The organism is Nostoc flagelliforme FACHB-838 (genome assembly GCF_014698065.1).
Classification (GTDB): Bacteria; Cyanobacteriota; Cyanobacteriia; order Cyanobacteriales; family Nostocaceae; genus Nostoc; species Nostoc flagelliforme_B.
This window is the reverse complement of sequence record NZ_JACJSI010000001.1, coordinates 95,815-111,515: the sequence shown is the minus strand read 5'-3', so window position 1 is coordinate 111,515 and position 15,701 is coordinate 95,815. Positions and strand designations below refer to the sequence as shown.

Below are 15,701 nucleotides of genomic sequence, written 5' to 3'. Positions count from 1 at the left end.
GACTGCGTTTCTTAATTTTTAATTTTAATTTTCAATTTTTAATTGCATAACCCTCTTGCCAAAGTGGATAAACAATCTCAGACTAAATTTTGAGGGTAGACGAACAAAACCCCTGTGTGGGATCTCATTCATGACTGAAAACAACGATACTTTGCTGCTAAAAGCCGCTAAAAGTGGCGATATCAAGGGGCTGTGTGCGCGACTGGCTGCTGGTGCGAAGGTGGACGCGTGCGATCGCCAAGGCACTACGGCATTAATGTTTGCTGCTAATTTAGGCTATACCGAAATTGTGCGATCGCTGCTGGATGCTGGGGCAAATATTAACTTGCCCAGAAAACTATATGGTTTGACGGCATTGATGTTGGCTGCTAGTGCCAAACAGCTTGACATTGTGCAGCTTTTACTATCCAAAGGTGCTGATGTTAATGCCACTAATGAAGATGGCAGCACAGCTTTAATGGCAGCAGTACTCAAAGGTTATATCGATGTAGTGCGAGTTTTATTGGCTGCTGGTGCCCAAGTTAATATCGCAGATAAAGATGATGATACTGCCTTGAAACTTGCCGTTAAACAGGGAAAAATAGAAGTTTTACAAACAATTCTTCAAACTGGTGTCGATGTCAATATTCCAGATGAGGAGGGTGAAACACTCTTAACATTAGCGGCAGATTTGGGATATCTGGAGGCTGTGGAAGCACTGCTGGCGGCGGGGGCTGATGTGAATCTGAAAAATGCCGATGGTGGAACTGCATTATCGGCAGCAGCAGCAGGTGGACATAGTGTGATCGTAGCAGCTTTACTAGATCGAGGTGCTGAAATTAATTCCCAAGATCAAGATGGTGAAACTGCCTTACATCTTGCTGTTGTAGAAGGCTACATTGATGTTGTGCAAGTGTTACTTAATAAGGGTGCAGATGTCCAAATTAAGAACCATCTGGGTGATACGCCACTGCTTGTAGCAGCGTTGCAAGGACACAGCCATATCGTTGAGGCACTGCTGCGTTCTGGAGGAGATATTAATGGGAAAAATCTTGGTGAAGTACCTTTGACGTTGGCGGCATCACAAGGACACACCCAAACGGTGCAAGTGTTGCTAGACTATGGTGCTGATATCAACACTCCGGGGGATGATGGCAAAACTGCTTTGATCAAGGCAACCGAACGCAAGCACACAGAGATTATACATTTGCTACTGGCAAAAGGAGCAGATGTGAATTTTCAAGACTCAGCGAAGGCAACATCATTAATGTGGGCTGCCTCAGCAGGTTATAGCGAAATTGTGCAGTTATTAGTGCAAGCTGGGGCAGATATAAATTTGAAAAACCGCGGCGGTTATACTGCTTTGATGATTGCAGAATTTAATGGTTACAAAAATGTGGTGCGGAGTCTACAAAAAGCTGGGGCGCAAGAATAGCCATCTGAATTCTTCATCTAAAATATTTTCAGAAATATCTTGACAAATCATTAAATGAAGGTTAATAACTTAAATAACGAGAAAGTTTAAAACAGCTAAGTCTAGACCGAAGAAACAAAGAAAGCAAAACTCCGTCGTAACTGTTGTGAACTTGTTACGGCGGAGAAAGGAAAAATTAAAACGCCAAGAGGGAGCAGGCTAAATGCTTGTGTCACAAGAATAGAAAGAAAGCAAAAATGAAGAAGTAAATTTACCTTTTACTTTTTACCTTGTGCCTTTTACCTTTTACCTGCTTTCCCCCTTGACGTTTCCTACTGTGCTAGATGTGCAAAATATATAGTTTTTACTTTAACGAAAAAGTATTGTAAGGATCATTTTTTATGTATCCCCCTAAAGGCTGAATATAGACAACTCGCTAAAAAAGCTTAATATGCGACTATTTAGGCGATCGCTACGGAAATTTAAAGAAAAAATAAAAAATTAAATTTAGTAGAATTACTGTCGTGAATCCCCAGTCACCATCAGCTTTAACCATTCACTGATGACTTGACCAAGGAAAAATGGCTAATTACTATAAAATTTGCATAACCACTAGTGTCATATCATCAGTGTTTTGCTTATCATCACCAATGAATTGCTGAACTTGGTCAAAAAGGTAATCTACAATCTCCTCTGGGCCATCGCAGTATTTGCAAGCTGTATTGAAGCCAGCGACAAAGTTATCTTCATCGAAGCGATCGCCACCAGCGGCAGCAGCATCAGTCAAGCCATCTGTATAGTAAATAATTGTATCCCCAGGCTCTAACTGTACCTGGGCATCTTCATATTGGCTGTTAGCGTCCAAACCGATTAGCATTCCTAGAGTATCTAAACGGCTAACAGTTTTTGTCGCCGCGTGCCACCACAAGGGAGGATTATGTGCCGCATTGCTATAAGACAAAATTCGGTTATGGGGATTATATTCTGAGTAAAATAGCGTTATAAAACGGTGGGAATTTTCTAAATCCGCATACATAACTCTATTTAAGTTTTGCAGAATTCGGGCTGGGGAATTGCCATGTAGCACTTCTCCCCGTAACATTCCCCGCATCATCGTCATAATCAGCCCTGCTGGGACACCTTTGCCCATGACATCTCCAATAACCAAACCCCAGCAACTAGTTTCCGTGCCGCTTTTAATCTTGGGTTGAATCTTATTGTGATTGGTAGCAATAAAGTCGTAGTAGTCTCCGCCGACGCGATTGGCAGGTTTACAGCGTGCCGCCAGGACTGCACCAGGAATTATGGGGCATTGACGTGGCAAAAGTCGTCGTTGAATTTCTGCACCAATTTCTAGTTCTTGATCTAGACGTTCTTTTTTTCTTAGTTCTACAGCTAGTTCATCGTTTTCGATCGCTACTGCTGTTTGGTCTGCCACTAACCTAACTAATTTTTGTCTAGTTTCTGTCCAACTATATTCTGGATCGCGGCTTAAAACATAGAGCCATCCTCGTTCTGTATGCTTTACTAGAATCGCCGTGCCAAAGATTTGCACATCTGGCCCCAAATAGCGATGCATCTGGTCATCCAAAATCCCCGTGGCATTGGCTAGGGGGGCACTATTGGGCATTAGGGTAATTTGACTGCTGGCTATTTCTAGCGCTTTGCGGATATCCTTTCGCTGACGACTATCTTGCCAATGTAACTGTTCTAACCTGACTTGACCATTAGGTTTGTAGAGAAACAAGGCGCTACCGTCTGCATCTGTTACTCTTGTTGCCATCAGCGGGATAAGTTCTAAGAACTGATTCAAATTATTGAAACTTCTCAGGGCAAATCCTAAAGAACTTAGCAAATCTTGAATTTTATTCTGTTCCCGGTGCAACCTTGCCACGAGTTCTTTAAGTGCCACGACTGGTGTGACATCTGTCGCGGCACTACTATTGCTGTCAGTGGGTTGAGAGGGCAGTTGAGACACAGGCACAGGTACTATTGCACTTTATATTGGCAGATTTTAGATTACTTATAAATCTTTTGCCTATGGCATTGCTAAACCATATTTAGGCAAGACTTGTCATTTTAGCAAGAGTATAAAGACGTAACGCGCAAATTTTAGCAGTATTTTATTTGCTTCTTATATTTTTGATGGAATTTTAGTGATTTCAAATCATGTATTTTTAGTCCCAGCCTATACCGTAAAAATTACTAGTTTTGCTGATAGTTCAGAAAGCTCTTCATTTTTTCATAACTTTATTCCCAAAGCATATCTCTAAAGTCATAAAAATACTTTATTCAAAGAATAATTTATGGTGCTTTCGATTCACTGTTTGGTTAGAGGCAATTAGGAGGCTAGAAATATTTTGAGTTAAAACCTCTAGAAGCTGTCAAATCTAGCTTTGTTTGCTAAAAAACAGACTTACATTCATTCCCTAATCAGAGAATATGTAAATAAGTTTTCAAATACTTAATTTATACACCATAATTGCTAGAATAATCGCCAAGATTGAATTATTCCATTTTAAATTTCTCATTTTGCAAATTTTGAGTTGCTAAAGATGCAAAAATTTAACCCATTGAAACGGGATAAAAATGAGATAATTTAATCTTTTGAGTCAGCGACAAAAGACTTACTATGAACTTGCTTACCCGTCAATTTAAACTTGACAAGCTTGAAAATTGAGCAAAAGTCACACATTTATGGTGACAAACTCAATAATTTTAGAACTTGATCTGTTTCCAGCATGTCGTTTCTAGCTAGTTCAAGTGATAATACCAGATCAGTTATCCCTAAATTTATGAGTTTGTCAAGAAAAATTTTTAACTCCAAGTTTTTCAATTAGCCACTCAAGAGAGCTTCGACAAACTCATAGCTAGAAAAGGGGCGTAGGTCTTCAATTCCTTCACCAGCACCAATAAAGCGAATGGGTAAACCTAGCTGCTGCACAACGGCAAGGGCAACACCGCCTTTGGCGGTACCATCTAGCTTGGTTAAGACAACGCCACTCAGTTGGGCAGCTTGAGAGAAGACTTCAGCTTGCCGCAGTCCATTTTGTCCTAAAGTGGCATCTAGAACCAAAAGAGATTCTACTTTGGCATTTGGGGCTTTTTTGTCGATAATTCGCCGTATTTTACCGAGTTCGTCCATTAAATTTTTCTTGTTTTGCAGTCGTCCAGCTGTATCTACAAGAAGTAATTCGGTTTGACGTGCTTGGGCGGCGGCGATCGCATCAAATACAACTGCTGCCGGATCTGTATTCTTTCCCGGATTGGCAATTACTTCCACACCACTTCTACTACCCCAAACCTTTACCTGTTCCACAGCAGCGGCGCGGAAGGTATCTGCTGCCCCAATCAAGCATTTATAGCCAGATTTTTGTCCCAAGTGCGCAATTTTGCCGATGGTGGTGGTTTTACCGGCACCATTCACCCCGGTGATTAACCAAATATTTAAGGTTTCTTTTTCTGGAGTAAAGCTAGTTTTGTGGGATGCTTTGCTTGGCGCATCCAAGATATCCCGGAGGATTTTTTTCAGGTAAGCAATCGCTTCTTCAGGTGCGGTAACTTCTTCTCGAAGTTTTGTCTGTAAGGCATTGATAATAAAGTCTGTCGCCTCTACACCCACATCAGCTTGCAAAAGCAATGCCTCAATTTCCGTCACAGCAGCTTGGTTTAGCGGCCCTTGACCAACGATCGCCTTTAGTTGGTTGAGAATACTACGACGAGTTTTATCTAACCCTTGCCGGAGCTTTTTCAGCCAGGTAATTTCTTCAATAGAAACGTCTTCTGGATTTCTACCTTGAGCTGCCAAAACCTTCGCCGACCAGACAAACCCATCATCAAATACCAATCCGGGAATTCCCTCTTCTGTATCTGAGGTTGTAGCTACTGGCTGTACTACCTCCGGTTCTGGAACTTCAATGGCGGTGGCTACTAGTTGTTCTAGCTTGGCTTGCCGTTCTGCCGCCGCTCGTTCTAAGAAAGATAGTGCTGTTGGTTGTGCTGCCTCTGGCGTTATTAGTTCGGTGGGAGTTGGTTCAGCTTCATTTGCTGTGAGTTCTGGGCTGGAAACATCTGGCTCTTCAGCAATTGCTGCCACTGAGGAATCTTCTGTAATTTCTTCCTCGGTAGCAGCTTGGATAACGTCTGGCAGTGCTGTTTCTAGGGTCGTAGTAACAGGTTCTTCAGTTGTTTCTGGTTCAGTAATTTCCGCAATTGGTGTTTCTACGGTTTCAAGTTGTGCTGAGTTATCTGCTGAATCAGGTGGGGTTTCTACTACCTCGACTTGTTGTTTTTGCTGAATATTTTTGTAGGCAGCTTTAGCAAATGCCAACAAGTCTGCCGTTGTGTCTGGCGCAGTTTCAGCAGTTGGTGTTGACGTTTCGGCTGGCTCTGGTTGGGGTTCTTGTACAGGAAGAGTTTCTTCCTGTTTCTGAGCGGGGGGGGTGTCAGAGGAATCGTTATATTGACGACGGAACCAATTAAAAACCATTGCAGCAGTATTGTTTATATGAGTTATTAGTTATAAGTTATGAGTTTAATTTAACTTTGCACTTTTTCTTGGGGTGAAAACTTCCGGGTTATCCTCACCTTTTAACGCCAGTTTGAGTAGAATCTGTAAAACAGAGGCTTCCCTCCGAAAATTCTGCCCTCAGAGGAAACCCCAGAAGCGGCTACAGACTTGTCTCCACAGCAGTATAGTAATTACAAATTACACAGCAGTACTATGCAGTTTTTTTCTGCTCAGTCACTCGGCGTAAAACACCGTTAATAAATCTATGACCATCGTCTCCACTGTAGCGTTTAGCTAGTTCCACAGCTTCGTTGATGGCGATACTGTCTGGAACTCCTAAGAACTTCATTTCTGCCACAGCGATTTGCAGGATATCGCGGTCAATTTGGGCGAGGCGAGTTACTTGCCAATGTACTAAAGCAGTAGAAATGAGTTCATCTATAATGTGTCGATTTTCGTTGACGGTAATCACAAGCTCTTTAGCGTAATTCCGAACTCCCTTGTCCTGGTTAGCTAACTGGATTAATACAGGGAAATCAACTGCCGTACCCAACTGATTGATTGCTGTCTGCGTGCAGGCGATCGCTTCTTGAAGCATTGTTCTGGCAGTATTGATATCAGAAGCACGAGTTTGGCTACTTAAGAGGCGATCGTTACTGCGTTGCAGTTCACCTGCGGCATTATCGAGGGTATCTTGCACTTCTGAGGTCAGAGTGCGTACAGCTCCTAGCACCAACTTGGATACTAGTTGATCGTCTTCCAATTTATCTAATTTTTTTGGGTTGACTGGCAATTGGCTCAGGCTTAAAAGCGCCAATTCACGAGCAATTTGCTGGGGTTTACGGGGTTGCATAAAAATGGGGGGTGATTGGGGGAGAACTGATTAATTTGGCATGACAAACCTATAATTATATCAATTTTGGCAAAGTAAAACAATATTATTACGTATAGGCTTGTGACTTTGCCAGATTGATTCCAGATGCCTTCTGCCTCCTGGTTTCTTCACGTTTCTTCAACAGGAATAACCTGCTGCTTGATTTCGTCGTGTTTCACTTCCAGTGTGGATTCGGGGAAAACCAAGGGCGTATTAGGGGCGACAATGCCACCTGATACAACTATTTTAAAAGCGTCTTCAATGGATATAGAGAGGTTTACTACCTCGTCTTCAGGAACGACTGCGTACCATCCTGTAGTTGGATTCGGGGTGGTAGGGATAAAAACACTTAGCACAGGGCGAGACATCTGAGCTTGGATATCACTGCTGATTACACCAGTGACAAAGGCGATCGCCCAAATTCCTCGGCGAGGATACTCTACCAAAATTACACGGCGAAACTTGCCATTAGAATCTTTTAATATTGTTTCTAAAAGCTGTTTAAGAGTTTTGTATACCTGCCCCGCTAAAGGAATTGCCTGTAATAGGCGCTCACCAAAATCTAACAACCAACGTCCGGCAATATTTCGAGCCATCAAGCCCATTAGTAAAATACTTAATAGTGGTACAGCCAGTCCCACTAATAAATTCAGCAAATTTACTAAAATTGGGTTTAACCCATCAAAGGGATTTAGTTGTTTAGGAATTTGGGTGAGGAAGTTGATTACCCAAGTAGCAATGGTAATTGTCAGCCAGATAGTGGTTGCTAAGGGAATTATTACCAACAAACCAGCAATCAGGTCGTTTTTTAAGTCCTGTTTTAGGCGATCGATTACCAAGCCCCGATTCTCCTGTTTTAAGCTAGAGGAACTTTTGTTATTGGTATCCATACCAGCAGATTCGTCAAATTCCGAAGACTTTAACTTTAGGCATTTTCTGCCAGCAAGTAACTGTCCAAAACGCTAGCAGCTTGGCTGCTGCCGCAAAAAGACGTACTTGTTGCTGGAAATCAGCTATTTTCCTACAAGCATACACATAGACATTAACCAATCCGCTAGCGGCTGGTTATTCTTAGAGGATGTTACTTTTCTTCGTAAGACTTGTAAATGATTATTGCAAGTCTTTAAGTATTACTAATCTACCGCGCTCAATCAAAAGCTGCTCATAATTGTGAAAGTACCACCAGGTAAACTAAGAAATTATTTTATCTGGTCAGTCACTCCCATTTGAGCAGAAGCGGCTTTTATGAAAATGTTCTGTTAAAAATATTAATTTATCATAGTGGTTTTTGTTTAGATGTAAAACACGGTGAAGTAGCACAGGGGTGCTACTTTAATGATTCGGCGATCGCAGAAATCCCCACTCCCCTTTATGCCACATCAACCTGTGTAGTTTCAGAATTGGCGCACTGCAACTGTTGTGTACTCTCTTGTGCCAAAATTGCCGTTGCTTCCAAATTAGGTTTTGGTTGATACTTCATTTCCCAGACTTTGAGCAAAATCAGGTATTCGTAGAATGCCTGCAATGTACACCAAGCAACTCCGGCGCGTCCATCTAAACACCCGCCTAAGATAAAATACATATATACAAATCGTAGCAACGGTCTGCCGGGTAAACGCAAGGACAAATCTTTTAAGGCACGCCGTCTTTCGACTTCCGATTTGCCAAAGAATAAATCTCGCCAGTTCACCTTTCCTTGTTCTAACTGATGCAAAGTTTCTTGGGCTTCATCCGTGGAATAACGGTTATGCTTTTCAATCCAGCGGCTCAAACCCTTGCTACAAGTGTAGTGGGGGTATGTTTCTTTTAAAAAGCTAGTTGCACCGTCACAAACTTCCCGCTCAGTATGACCATAGTCTGTAAACCAGACTTTACCGTGGCAAAAGAGGCGCATTTGGTAACGAGGATACTGTGTGCTGTAGCGAATCCAACGATTCATGAACATGACACGTTCCGCTACGTAGTAACCAATGTAGTCTGAATTCTGACTTGCCTTTTGGCATTCTGCGAATAGTTCTGGAGTCATGCGCTCGTCAGCTTCGAGAATGTAAACCCATTCGTGCTTCGGAGGAATAGACTCTAACATCCAGGTGCGTTGACGACCGTGGCTTTCAAAAGCGTGCTGGACGACGCGGATGGGATAGCGATTAGCGATTTCCACAGTGCGATCGCTACTGCATGAATCTACAACAATGATGTCATCTGATAGCATCGCCGATTCTATACAAGCAGCAATATCTAGCTCTTCGTTATATGTCAGTATGTAAATTGAGAACATTACCCAAGTTTTATAGAGATTTTACTGAGTGATAATTGCCTTTTTATTGTTATTAGCTGTTGCGTACATGGCAGTACAGGATACGTCCTACTGCCATGCCAATAGTGGATTAGCGGGCAGCGGCTCTAGGTTTACCACCTTGTACAGCACCCCTACCTCTTAAGCCTGTCCAGCCGATGATAATGTAACCAATAGACAACAGCAAACTGCTAATTCCAATTCGCAGTCCAGACTTCCAAGCAGTATCTTTAGCTTGTTGCAGCGCCTCGTCTCTGCGCTGACGAACTTGGCTCAGTTGTTGAGTTTGCAGCGTCTGAATATCTGTTTGTTGTTCAATAGCTTTGTCAAGTACTTGAGGATTTGTTTTCGCCTTCTTCAGCAACTCTTTAATGTTTGCGGGAATTTGAGCGCTTTCAAGTGCTTGCTTATATCTTTGATCATCTTTGAGGATTTCACTAAACTGAGTTTTGGTTTGGTTTCGCAGCTGCTCTAGCTGCGCTTTTCCTTGCTCGGTGTTCAGTTGTGCTTGCAATTGCGATAATCGAGTGTTCAGTTGATTTTCTGCCTGATCTGCTTCTTGGGTGATTCGGTTGAGTGTTTGAGTCTTAGCTTGATTGACGTTATTTAGGTGCAAGGGAAAAATCAGCAAAAACATCAACCCTAAAATACTTGAGATGATCAAGGCGGGAAATCTTAAATTTATACCTTGGGGGCGATCGCTTTCTGCATCAGCATTCTCGATCCAATAGGCAGCAAATAGAAGCCCTAAACCTACTAAAGGAACAATTCCCCGATCAACTAGCGCCGTTGCTAAGTTGATTTGCCATACCCGATCAGTAGGTTGAAAGGGTAACAATAGAATCAAAAAGTCAACGAAAAAGGACAAAATGCAGATGATTCCAACTACCTTCAGTGTGAGAGCAGTAGTCACGGAAGTAAAACGGTTAACCATAGTTTTTCAAACTGGCGGTGAATACGAGTGATTTTCATATTTCAAGGTACTTAAATATTGTGCCTATGACCGTGACTATTGTGTAGAAACACAAAGCAGATTCATTACTGGTAAAGGCTATCTGCCTCTTGGTTTTCAACTAGACCACAGTAACATTTGTTATGCCCAGTGTCTTCAGGAAATTCGTAGTGGTTTAATATACGAACATGATGCGGGGCTGGAGGAAAAGACTCATTACATTAGTTACTCGATTTTCCTTATTACAGTTCTCAATCGGTTGTAATATAGGTATTTTGTAGGGGCGCATATCTGTGCGCCCCTAATGCGTCTTGCATAAATACAAAAATTGCTATACCTTTCTCATCTCCCTTATTTTTCCATCTTCCCTGCGAGGGCTTGTTCCCAAATCGGTAGATCCTCCGGTCGGTCAACATCAGCTAAAGGCGACAAGCTCACGTATGATAAATTAAGTTTTTGGGCAATGTCCAAGGTTTTCTGGAATACTTGAGCAGTTCCCCACTCGACGTTAACGAATAACTCCGGGATGGGTTGGCGCAAACCAATTAAGTAATATCCACCATCGATCGCAGGGCCAAGTACAAGGTCAAAAGTGTATAAATTCTCAAAGGCTGTTGCTAAAATTTGGGCATTCACTCTAGGACAATCTGTGCCGATGATAATAACTTGTTCTGCACCAGATTGAAAAGCCTCAAAAAGCGATCGCGCCATCCGCGAACCCAGATCCCCTTCACCTTGAGATTGGTAAACCAAATCTAACCCCAGCCAGTCTTTCATGAGTTGCGAATTGCCACCTGCAAACCGCACTTCTACAGATATAGCTGCTGCTTTTTGCAATTCTTGAACCTGAAATATTGTATATTCAGTCATTTCCCGTTGAAGATTGGCAGCACCAACAGTTCCTAAAGCAGGTATCAATCGGGTTTTTGTCTTACCTGGTTCTGGATAGCGAGTAAAAATAATCAGGTGTAGTTTTGAGTTTGCTGGTAAGTTCAGCACGCAATACCTTGTTTGAATAAACTAATAATATCTTAATAGCAATAATCACCCTCATTATTAGTTCTAGGTCGCTCTTTTGCCGTTCGCATTGCTCCTAAAATTGTAGAGATGTAGACACAACGCTTAACTTTACCACCATACTTACTAGAAATAGTTATGCTTCGTGGTAACGAAACAATATTACCTTTGTAATTAAATTTAATTTGCCTAACACCATTGGAAATTTGTAAGGTCGTTTCTGAATCTAAGCGTACATTGGCATCTAAGTTATTCCAGTTAGCGCTAGATGGGTTTACTGTAACAGGATGAACTGCCCATTGAAGAATACCGTTTTGTTCACGAAAGCTGGCTTGCCAAGTCAATTTTTCTTTGGTAGCTTGCCTTTGGGCTTGGCGTATCGCATAATAAATCTCGTTTTGGGCAGTGTTTAGACGACGAGTGTCCACAAAAGCCACCCAATTGGGTATTGCCAATGTAGCTAATATACCAACTAATACAACAATTACTAACATCTCTGGTAAAGTAAAACCACTGTTAGAGTGCTTATTGCAGAGATTGTTTGCATTAATTAGAGATCGTAAATGCACCTGGATACCCATTTTTGCTTTCTGTGCTATTTTCAGTTCCCCAGATATTGAGCAATCCTTCCGTTTCTTGGCTTATTACTTCGCGACGATTAATAATACTGTAGAGTAAGGTGGGCAAGGTAAAAATTATGACACTTTTCAATAACAATTTTAAAGTGAAATTTATGTTCTCAAGTCTTGAAGGGTCGTTAAGAAAATACTTCCACAGAAATCTAGCCGATGCCAAACCTTTTGGTCGATTAAACGGCGTTTGTAGAGCTTTACAGGTCAAGTATTTGTATAAATTTGCTAGGCTTATATTCCAACTATCCTTAACTGTTGAAGGTCTTTCCTTGTAAGCTGTCTCAAGCACACGCAAGCAGGCTTTTTCTTGTCTGACAAGATTGCAAGAAAGTGAATTAGCACTTATGCGATATAAGATTTGTACAGATGGTACACATATAAAATCAAACTTAGAAGCTAATCGTAGCCACATATCCCAATCCTGAGCAGCAGTTAGAGATTCATCAAACCCACCTAATGTAATTAAAGCTTCTCTACAAATTAAGGGATTAGAGCCATTCTCTAGAAAGTTACTTAGCAATAAAGTTTCATAAATATTTGCATTTAGATTAATGCGCTTACCTGAAAATACAAATTTACCATTCACATCAATATAATCAGTCCAACTGTAAGCAACTTTTGCAGTCGGATTTTCTTGCAGAGCTTTTAATTGAAATTCAAGTTTATTCGGTGTCCAAACATCATCTGCATCTAAGAAACTAACAAATTCTCCGACTGCATGGTTTAGCCCTCGGTTACGACTAACATTGCCGCCAGCGTTACCATAAGAGAATACTTTTATTCGAGGGTCTTCAATTTGTGTGATAATATCTAACGTTGAATCTTGCGAACCATCATTTATTATAATTAATTCAAAGTTAGCAAAAGTTTGATTCAAAACAGATTGGATTGTTTCTTTAATGGTTTTTTCGCTATTGTAAGCTGGGATAATTACAGAAATCATTGTTACATCCAAAATTGATTTAATCATCTTGTTGTAGGGAGCATCCACTTTTAGTAGATCGCCCTCAGACTAAAAGTCTGGGGCTATACGAAGTCCACCTGCGTAGACTCTATAAAACCCGCGCAGGCAGGCTTAGTCTGTGTAGCCGTGATTTCCAATCGCCCGGTGTTTCTTCCAAAAGTGGATGCTCCCTTGTTGTATTTCCTAAAATTCTGTTTAACTTCCATTTAAGAGAATAAAAAGGACTTATCATACTAGCCAAATAAAAATTAATTTCAAAAAGTACAATTAAATTAGTATTTAATTGACCTCTATACTTAATAAGATGTTGTAATACTCGGTGTAAATTTCCCAAGATAGTTTTGACTAAAACTATTGGTTTTTGCCAGTTTTTAGCATTAATCAAACGTAATTGGAAAATACACAGACCACATCCACGCGCTAGCACTAGTAAATAATCTTTTTCTAACCGCCAATATGGAATTTGATGATTGATATGCATCGCAGGATTATACCAGATTTCCCAACCTGCTTTGTGCAAATATAAGAGAGCTTCTGTATCATCGCCACCAACCATCAATTTACTCAGTCTACCCTTAAAAACTAATTCTTCAGGAACACTTTCACACCAAGCTTGCTTACGAACTACCAATGCAGCACCTGGAGGAAGTCTTAAATTATCTGCATCAAATAAATATGGTTGTAGTCCGTGTTCCCTAATGGCTAAAAAGGCTTGAATTTTTGTAAACTCTTCTGGGGGTTTTACTTCAAAATCACCGTGGATTTGACCACTCCAGGCACCAGCTTGAGGATGTTCTTTGCCAAAAGTATAAGCTTGGAAAACCCAATCAGATGATGCTAGATTATCATCATCTATGAATGCAATAAACTCACCTCTAGCTTCATTGATAGCTCGTATTCTGGCAAAAGCTATTCCCTGTCGTTTTTCCTGAAAGTACCTCAATGAGAAGTTTTGATTCCAGTTTCTTTGGTAATCATCAGTTACTTTCTTCGTCTCATCTTTACTATTATTGTCAATAATAATAATTTCCCAATTTAGATTTTCTACCTTTGCCTGATTCAGGAGCAAATCTAAAACTTTGGGCAAACGTTTTGCTCCATTATATGTAGGAATAGCTATAGTAAAATCTATTTTTTCAAGTCCATATTTTTCCATATATATTATTTTTTAATTGTGTTTTTTAGTTAAATACCCATTATTCCAAAGATAAAAAGGACTAATTAAACTGCTTAAAAACAGTTGCATTTCGCAAGCAGCTACTAAATCAGTTTTCAATCTAGTTCCATATTTGAAGAAGTGCAAAATAATTTTACGCAGGTCATTTACCATATAGACTAAAAGAGCAATTGGTCTATATATATGTTTAACATTAATCATTCTAGTTACATAGCGGCTAAGTCCAATACCTTTAAAAAAGGGAATCAAATAATCTTTTTGTAAACGGAACTCTGGAATTTTGTGAAAAACTTCCATTTCTGGGTTATACCAAATTTCCCATCCTGATTTTTGAATATAAGACAACATTTCTAAGTCTTCACTAGTAAGCATATTGCCTTTAGCTCTACCAGTTAAAATAGGATTATCTGGTACATTTTCTAACCAGACTTGCCTACGGACAACAAGTCCGGCAGAAGGAGGGAGTAATTTTTTCGCTGTTTCATATAATAACGGCAAATTACCCCGCTCTGTAATTGCCAAGAATGGAGCAATTCGCTGAAAGTTTTCTGGTGGTTCTACTTCCCAGTCAGGATGAATTTGGCTGCCATAAGCTCCCGCCTGAGGATATTTTTCACCAAAAGCATAAGCTGCTGATACCCAATTTGATGCTGGGTAGTTGTCATCATCTAAAAAACCTATGAATTTACCTTTAGCTTCTGCAATTGCCTTTTTTCGGGCATAAGCTGCGCCTTGTTCTGCTTCAAAGCAATACTTTAAGGGATAAGGACACTGCCAATTATTTTGATAATTTTGAACAACTTTAGCTGTATTATCAGTGCTGTTGTTGTCTATAACTATAATTTCCCAAGATAAATTTTCCGTGTGAAGTTGGTTTTGCAGTCGTTCTAGTAGTTCAGGTAAACGACTTTCACCGTTATAAGTTGGGATAGCTACAGTAATATCAAGGTTTTCATTCATTTAACAAAAGCTGCATTTTGATATTTTGATTACGACGTTTTTTATTTATATGTTCAGCCAATGGTCTAATTTATTACTGGCTCTTAGATATATCAAAGATTAAAACTGCACCCGATATTTCAATTTTGCTATCAACGTGCAGTTTTATGTACAGTATTATTGCGTATTTTTGAATGAAAATTGCTGCATAAAGTATCTAACTACATTTATCATCTTTTGCTGTGAGCATTGAGCCTAAGAGAGTTTTTACAATGACACATCGTTTTACGCTATTAGGCAATGTTGAATTTGCCGAACTAGGTAATGCTACCACTATTTTTAATCCAGGTGTCTCTGTCGAAGGGGGTATAGCTGTTCCAAAATTTGCAGTTGGTAAAGCCCCAATATAGTCAAAGGTAATTTTTACTGGTGTACTTGGGGTAAGATAAGATACAGGAGAATTAGTTGTAGAATTGGCAGTGTTTTCACCACTAAGATTTGTACCTAGCAGCAATTTATTAGAGTTAAGCCCTACATCCGCCCCTAAAGTTTTCCATATAGGGGTTCCAGCATCGGTACGATAAATAGCAACCTCTACATTTTGGGTTGTGGTATTTTTCTGAAAACTGGCAGTGTAGCTAAGTTTTTTGTTTTTAGCTTGGCGCTGTGCTTCTTGCAGTGCGCCTAACACAGCGTCGTTAGCCTTATTTATCTGCTGTCGATTTACAAAGGCAACCCAACTAGGAGCTGCGATCGCTGATAAAATTCCTACCATGAGCATTACTACTATTAATTCTATCAGGCTAAAACCAGCATCCTTATTGAAGTATGCAGATGTGTTGCGAAGTTTGTTTGCCAAAGATGCTTGCTTCGGTGTTTCTACTAAAAATTGTTTAGGAATTTTATTTATACTCAATAAAGCTGCGCCATGCATACAATACCTTTGA

At 40.4% G+C, this 15,701-nt stretch carries 13 protein-coding genes; 1 reads left to right on the top strand and 12 read right to left on the bottom strand.

What is annotated here, in order from left to right; all coding sequences use genetic code 11:
* Positions 1-130: 130 nt before the first annotated feature.
* Positions 131-1,414: an ankyrin repeat domain-containing protein gene (locus tag H6G97_RS00480; protein WP_190938794.1), complete on the top strand. Its 1,284-nt coding sequence runs from the start codon at positions 131-133 to the stop codon at positions 1,412-1,414.
* Between the two features lie 571 nt (positions 1,415-1,985).
* Here the strand turns inward: H6G97_RS00480 and H6G97_RS00475 are convergent.
* The 12 genes from H6G97_RS00475 to H6G97_RS00420 form a co-directional block, all read right to left on the bottom strand.
* The gene (locus H6G97_RS00475) at positions 1,986-3,377 is read right to left on the bottom strand and encodes a SpoIIE family protein phosphatase (RefSeq protein WP_190938793.1); all 1,392 of its coding nucleotides are present in this window, start codon (positions 3,375-3,377) and stop codon (positions 1,986-1,988) included.
* 852 nt (positions 3,378-4,229) lie between these two features.
* Positions 4,230-5,882, bottom strand: a complete 1,653-nt coding sequence (gene ftsY, locus H6G97_RS00470) for a signal recognition particle-docking protein FtsY (protein ID WP_190938792.1) — start codon at positions 5,880-5,882, stop codon at positions 4,230-4,232.
* 232 nt (positions 5,883-6,114) lie between these two features.
* A complete protein-coding gene (gene nusB / locus H6G97_RS00465) occupies positions 6,115-6,756 on the bottom strand; it encodes a transcription antitermination factor NusB (protein ID WP_190938791.1) in 642 nt (213 codons plus the stop codon).
* Positions 6,757-6,905: 149 nt separating this feature from the next.
* Positions 6,906-7,667 carry a DUF502 domain-containing protein gene (locus H6G97_RS00460; RefSeq protein WP_190938790.1) on the bottom strand — a complete coding sequence of 254 codons (762 nt, stop codon included), beginning with the start codon at positions 7,665-7,667 and terminating at the stop codon, positions 6,906-6,908.
* 479 nt (positions 7,668-8,146) lie between these two features.
* On the bottom strand, positions 8,147-9,055 hold the full coding sequence (locus tag H6G97_RS00455; RefSeq protein ID WP_190938789.1) for a glycosyltransferase family 2 protein: 909 nt from the start codon (positions 9,053-9,055) through the stop codon (positions 8,147-8,149).
* Between the two features lie 109 nt (positions 9,056-9,164).
* Complete coding sequence (gene hpsJ-B / locus H6G97_RS00450; RefSeq protein WP_190938788.1) at positions 9,165-10,007, bottom strand: hormogonium polysaccharide biosynthesis protein HpsJ; 843 nt, start codon at positions 10,005-10,007, stop codon at positions 9,165-9,167.
* A gap of 369 nt (positions 10,008-10,376) precedes the next feature.
* Positions 10,377-11,024: a TIGR04282 family arsenosugar biosynthesis glycosyltransferase gene (locus tag H6G97_RS00445; RefSeq protein WP_190938787.1), complete on the bottom strand. Its 648-nt coding sequence runs from the start codon at positions 11,022-11,024 to the stop codon at positions 10,377-10,379.
* 32 nt (positions 11,025-11,056) lie between these two features.
* Complete coding sequence (locus H6G97_RS00440) at positions 11,057-11,623, bottom strand: type II secretion system protein (protein WP_190938786.1); 567 nt, start codon at positions 11,621-11,623, stop codon at positions 11,057-11,059.
* Entirely contained in the window at positions 11,589-12,644 is a 1,056-nt protein-coding gene (locus H6G97_RS00435) for a glycosyltransferase (protein WP_190938904.1), read from the bottom strand. The genes H6G97_RS00440 and H6G97_RS00435 overlap by 35 nt, the downstream gene beginning before the upstream one ends.
* Positions 12,645-12,726: 82 nt before the next feature.
* Entirely contained in the window at positions 12,727-13,794 is a 1,068-nt protein-coding gene (hpsE, locus tag H6G97_RS00430; RefSeq protein ID WP_190938785.1) for a hormogonium polysaccharide biosynthesis glycosyltransferase HpsE, read from the bottom strand.
* A 12-nt stretch (positions 13,795-13,806) separates the two neighbouring features.
* Positions 13,807-14,775: a hormogonium polysaccharide biosynthesis glycosyltransferase HpsE gene (hpsE, locus tag H6G97_RS00425; protein ID WP_190938784.1), complete on the bottom strand. Its 969-nt coding sequence runs from the start codon at positions 14,773-14,775 to the stop codon at positions 13,807-13,809.
* Positions 14,776-14,971: 196 nt separating this feature from the next.
* A complete protein-coding gene (locus H6G97_RS00420; RefSeq protein ID WP_242054757.1) occupies positions 14,972-15,670 on the bottom strand; it encodes a pilus assembly FimT family protein in 699 nt (232 codons plus the stop codon).
* Positions 15,671-15,701: the final 31 nt, after the last annotated feature.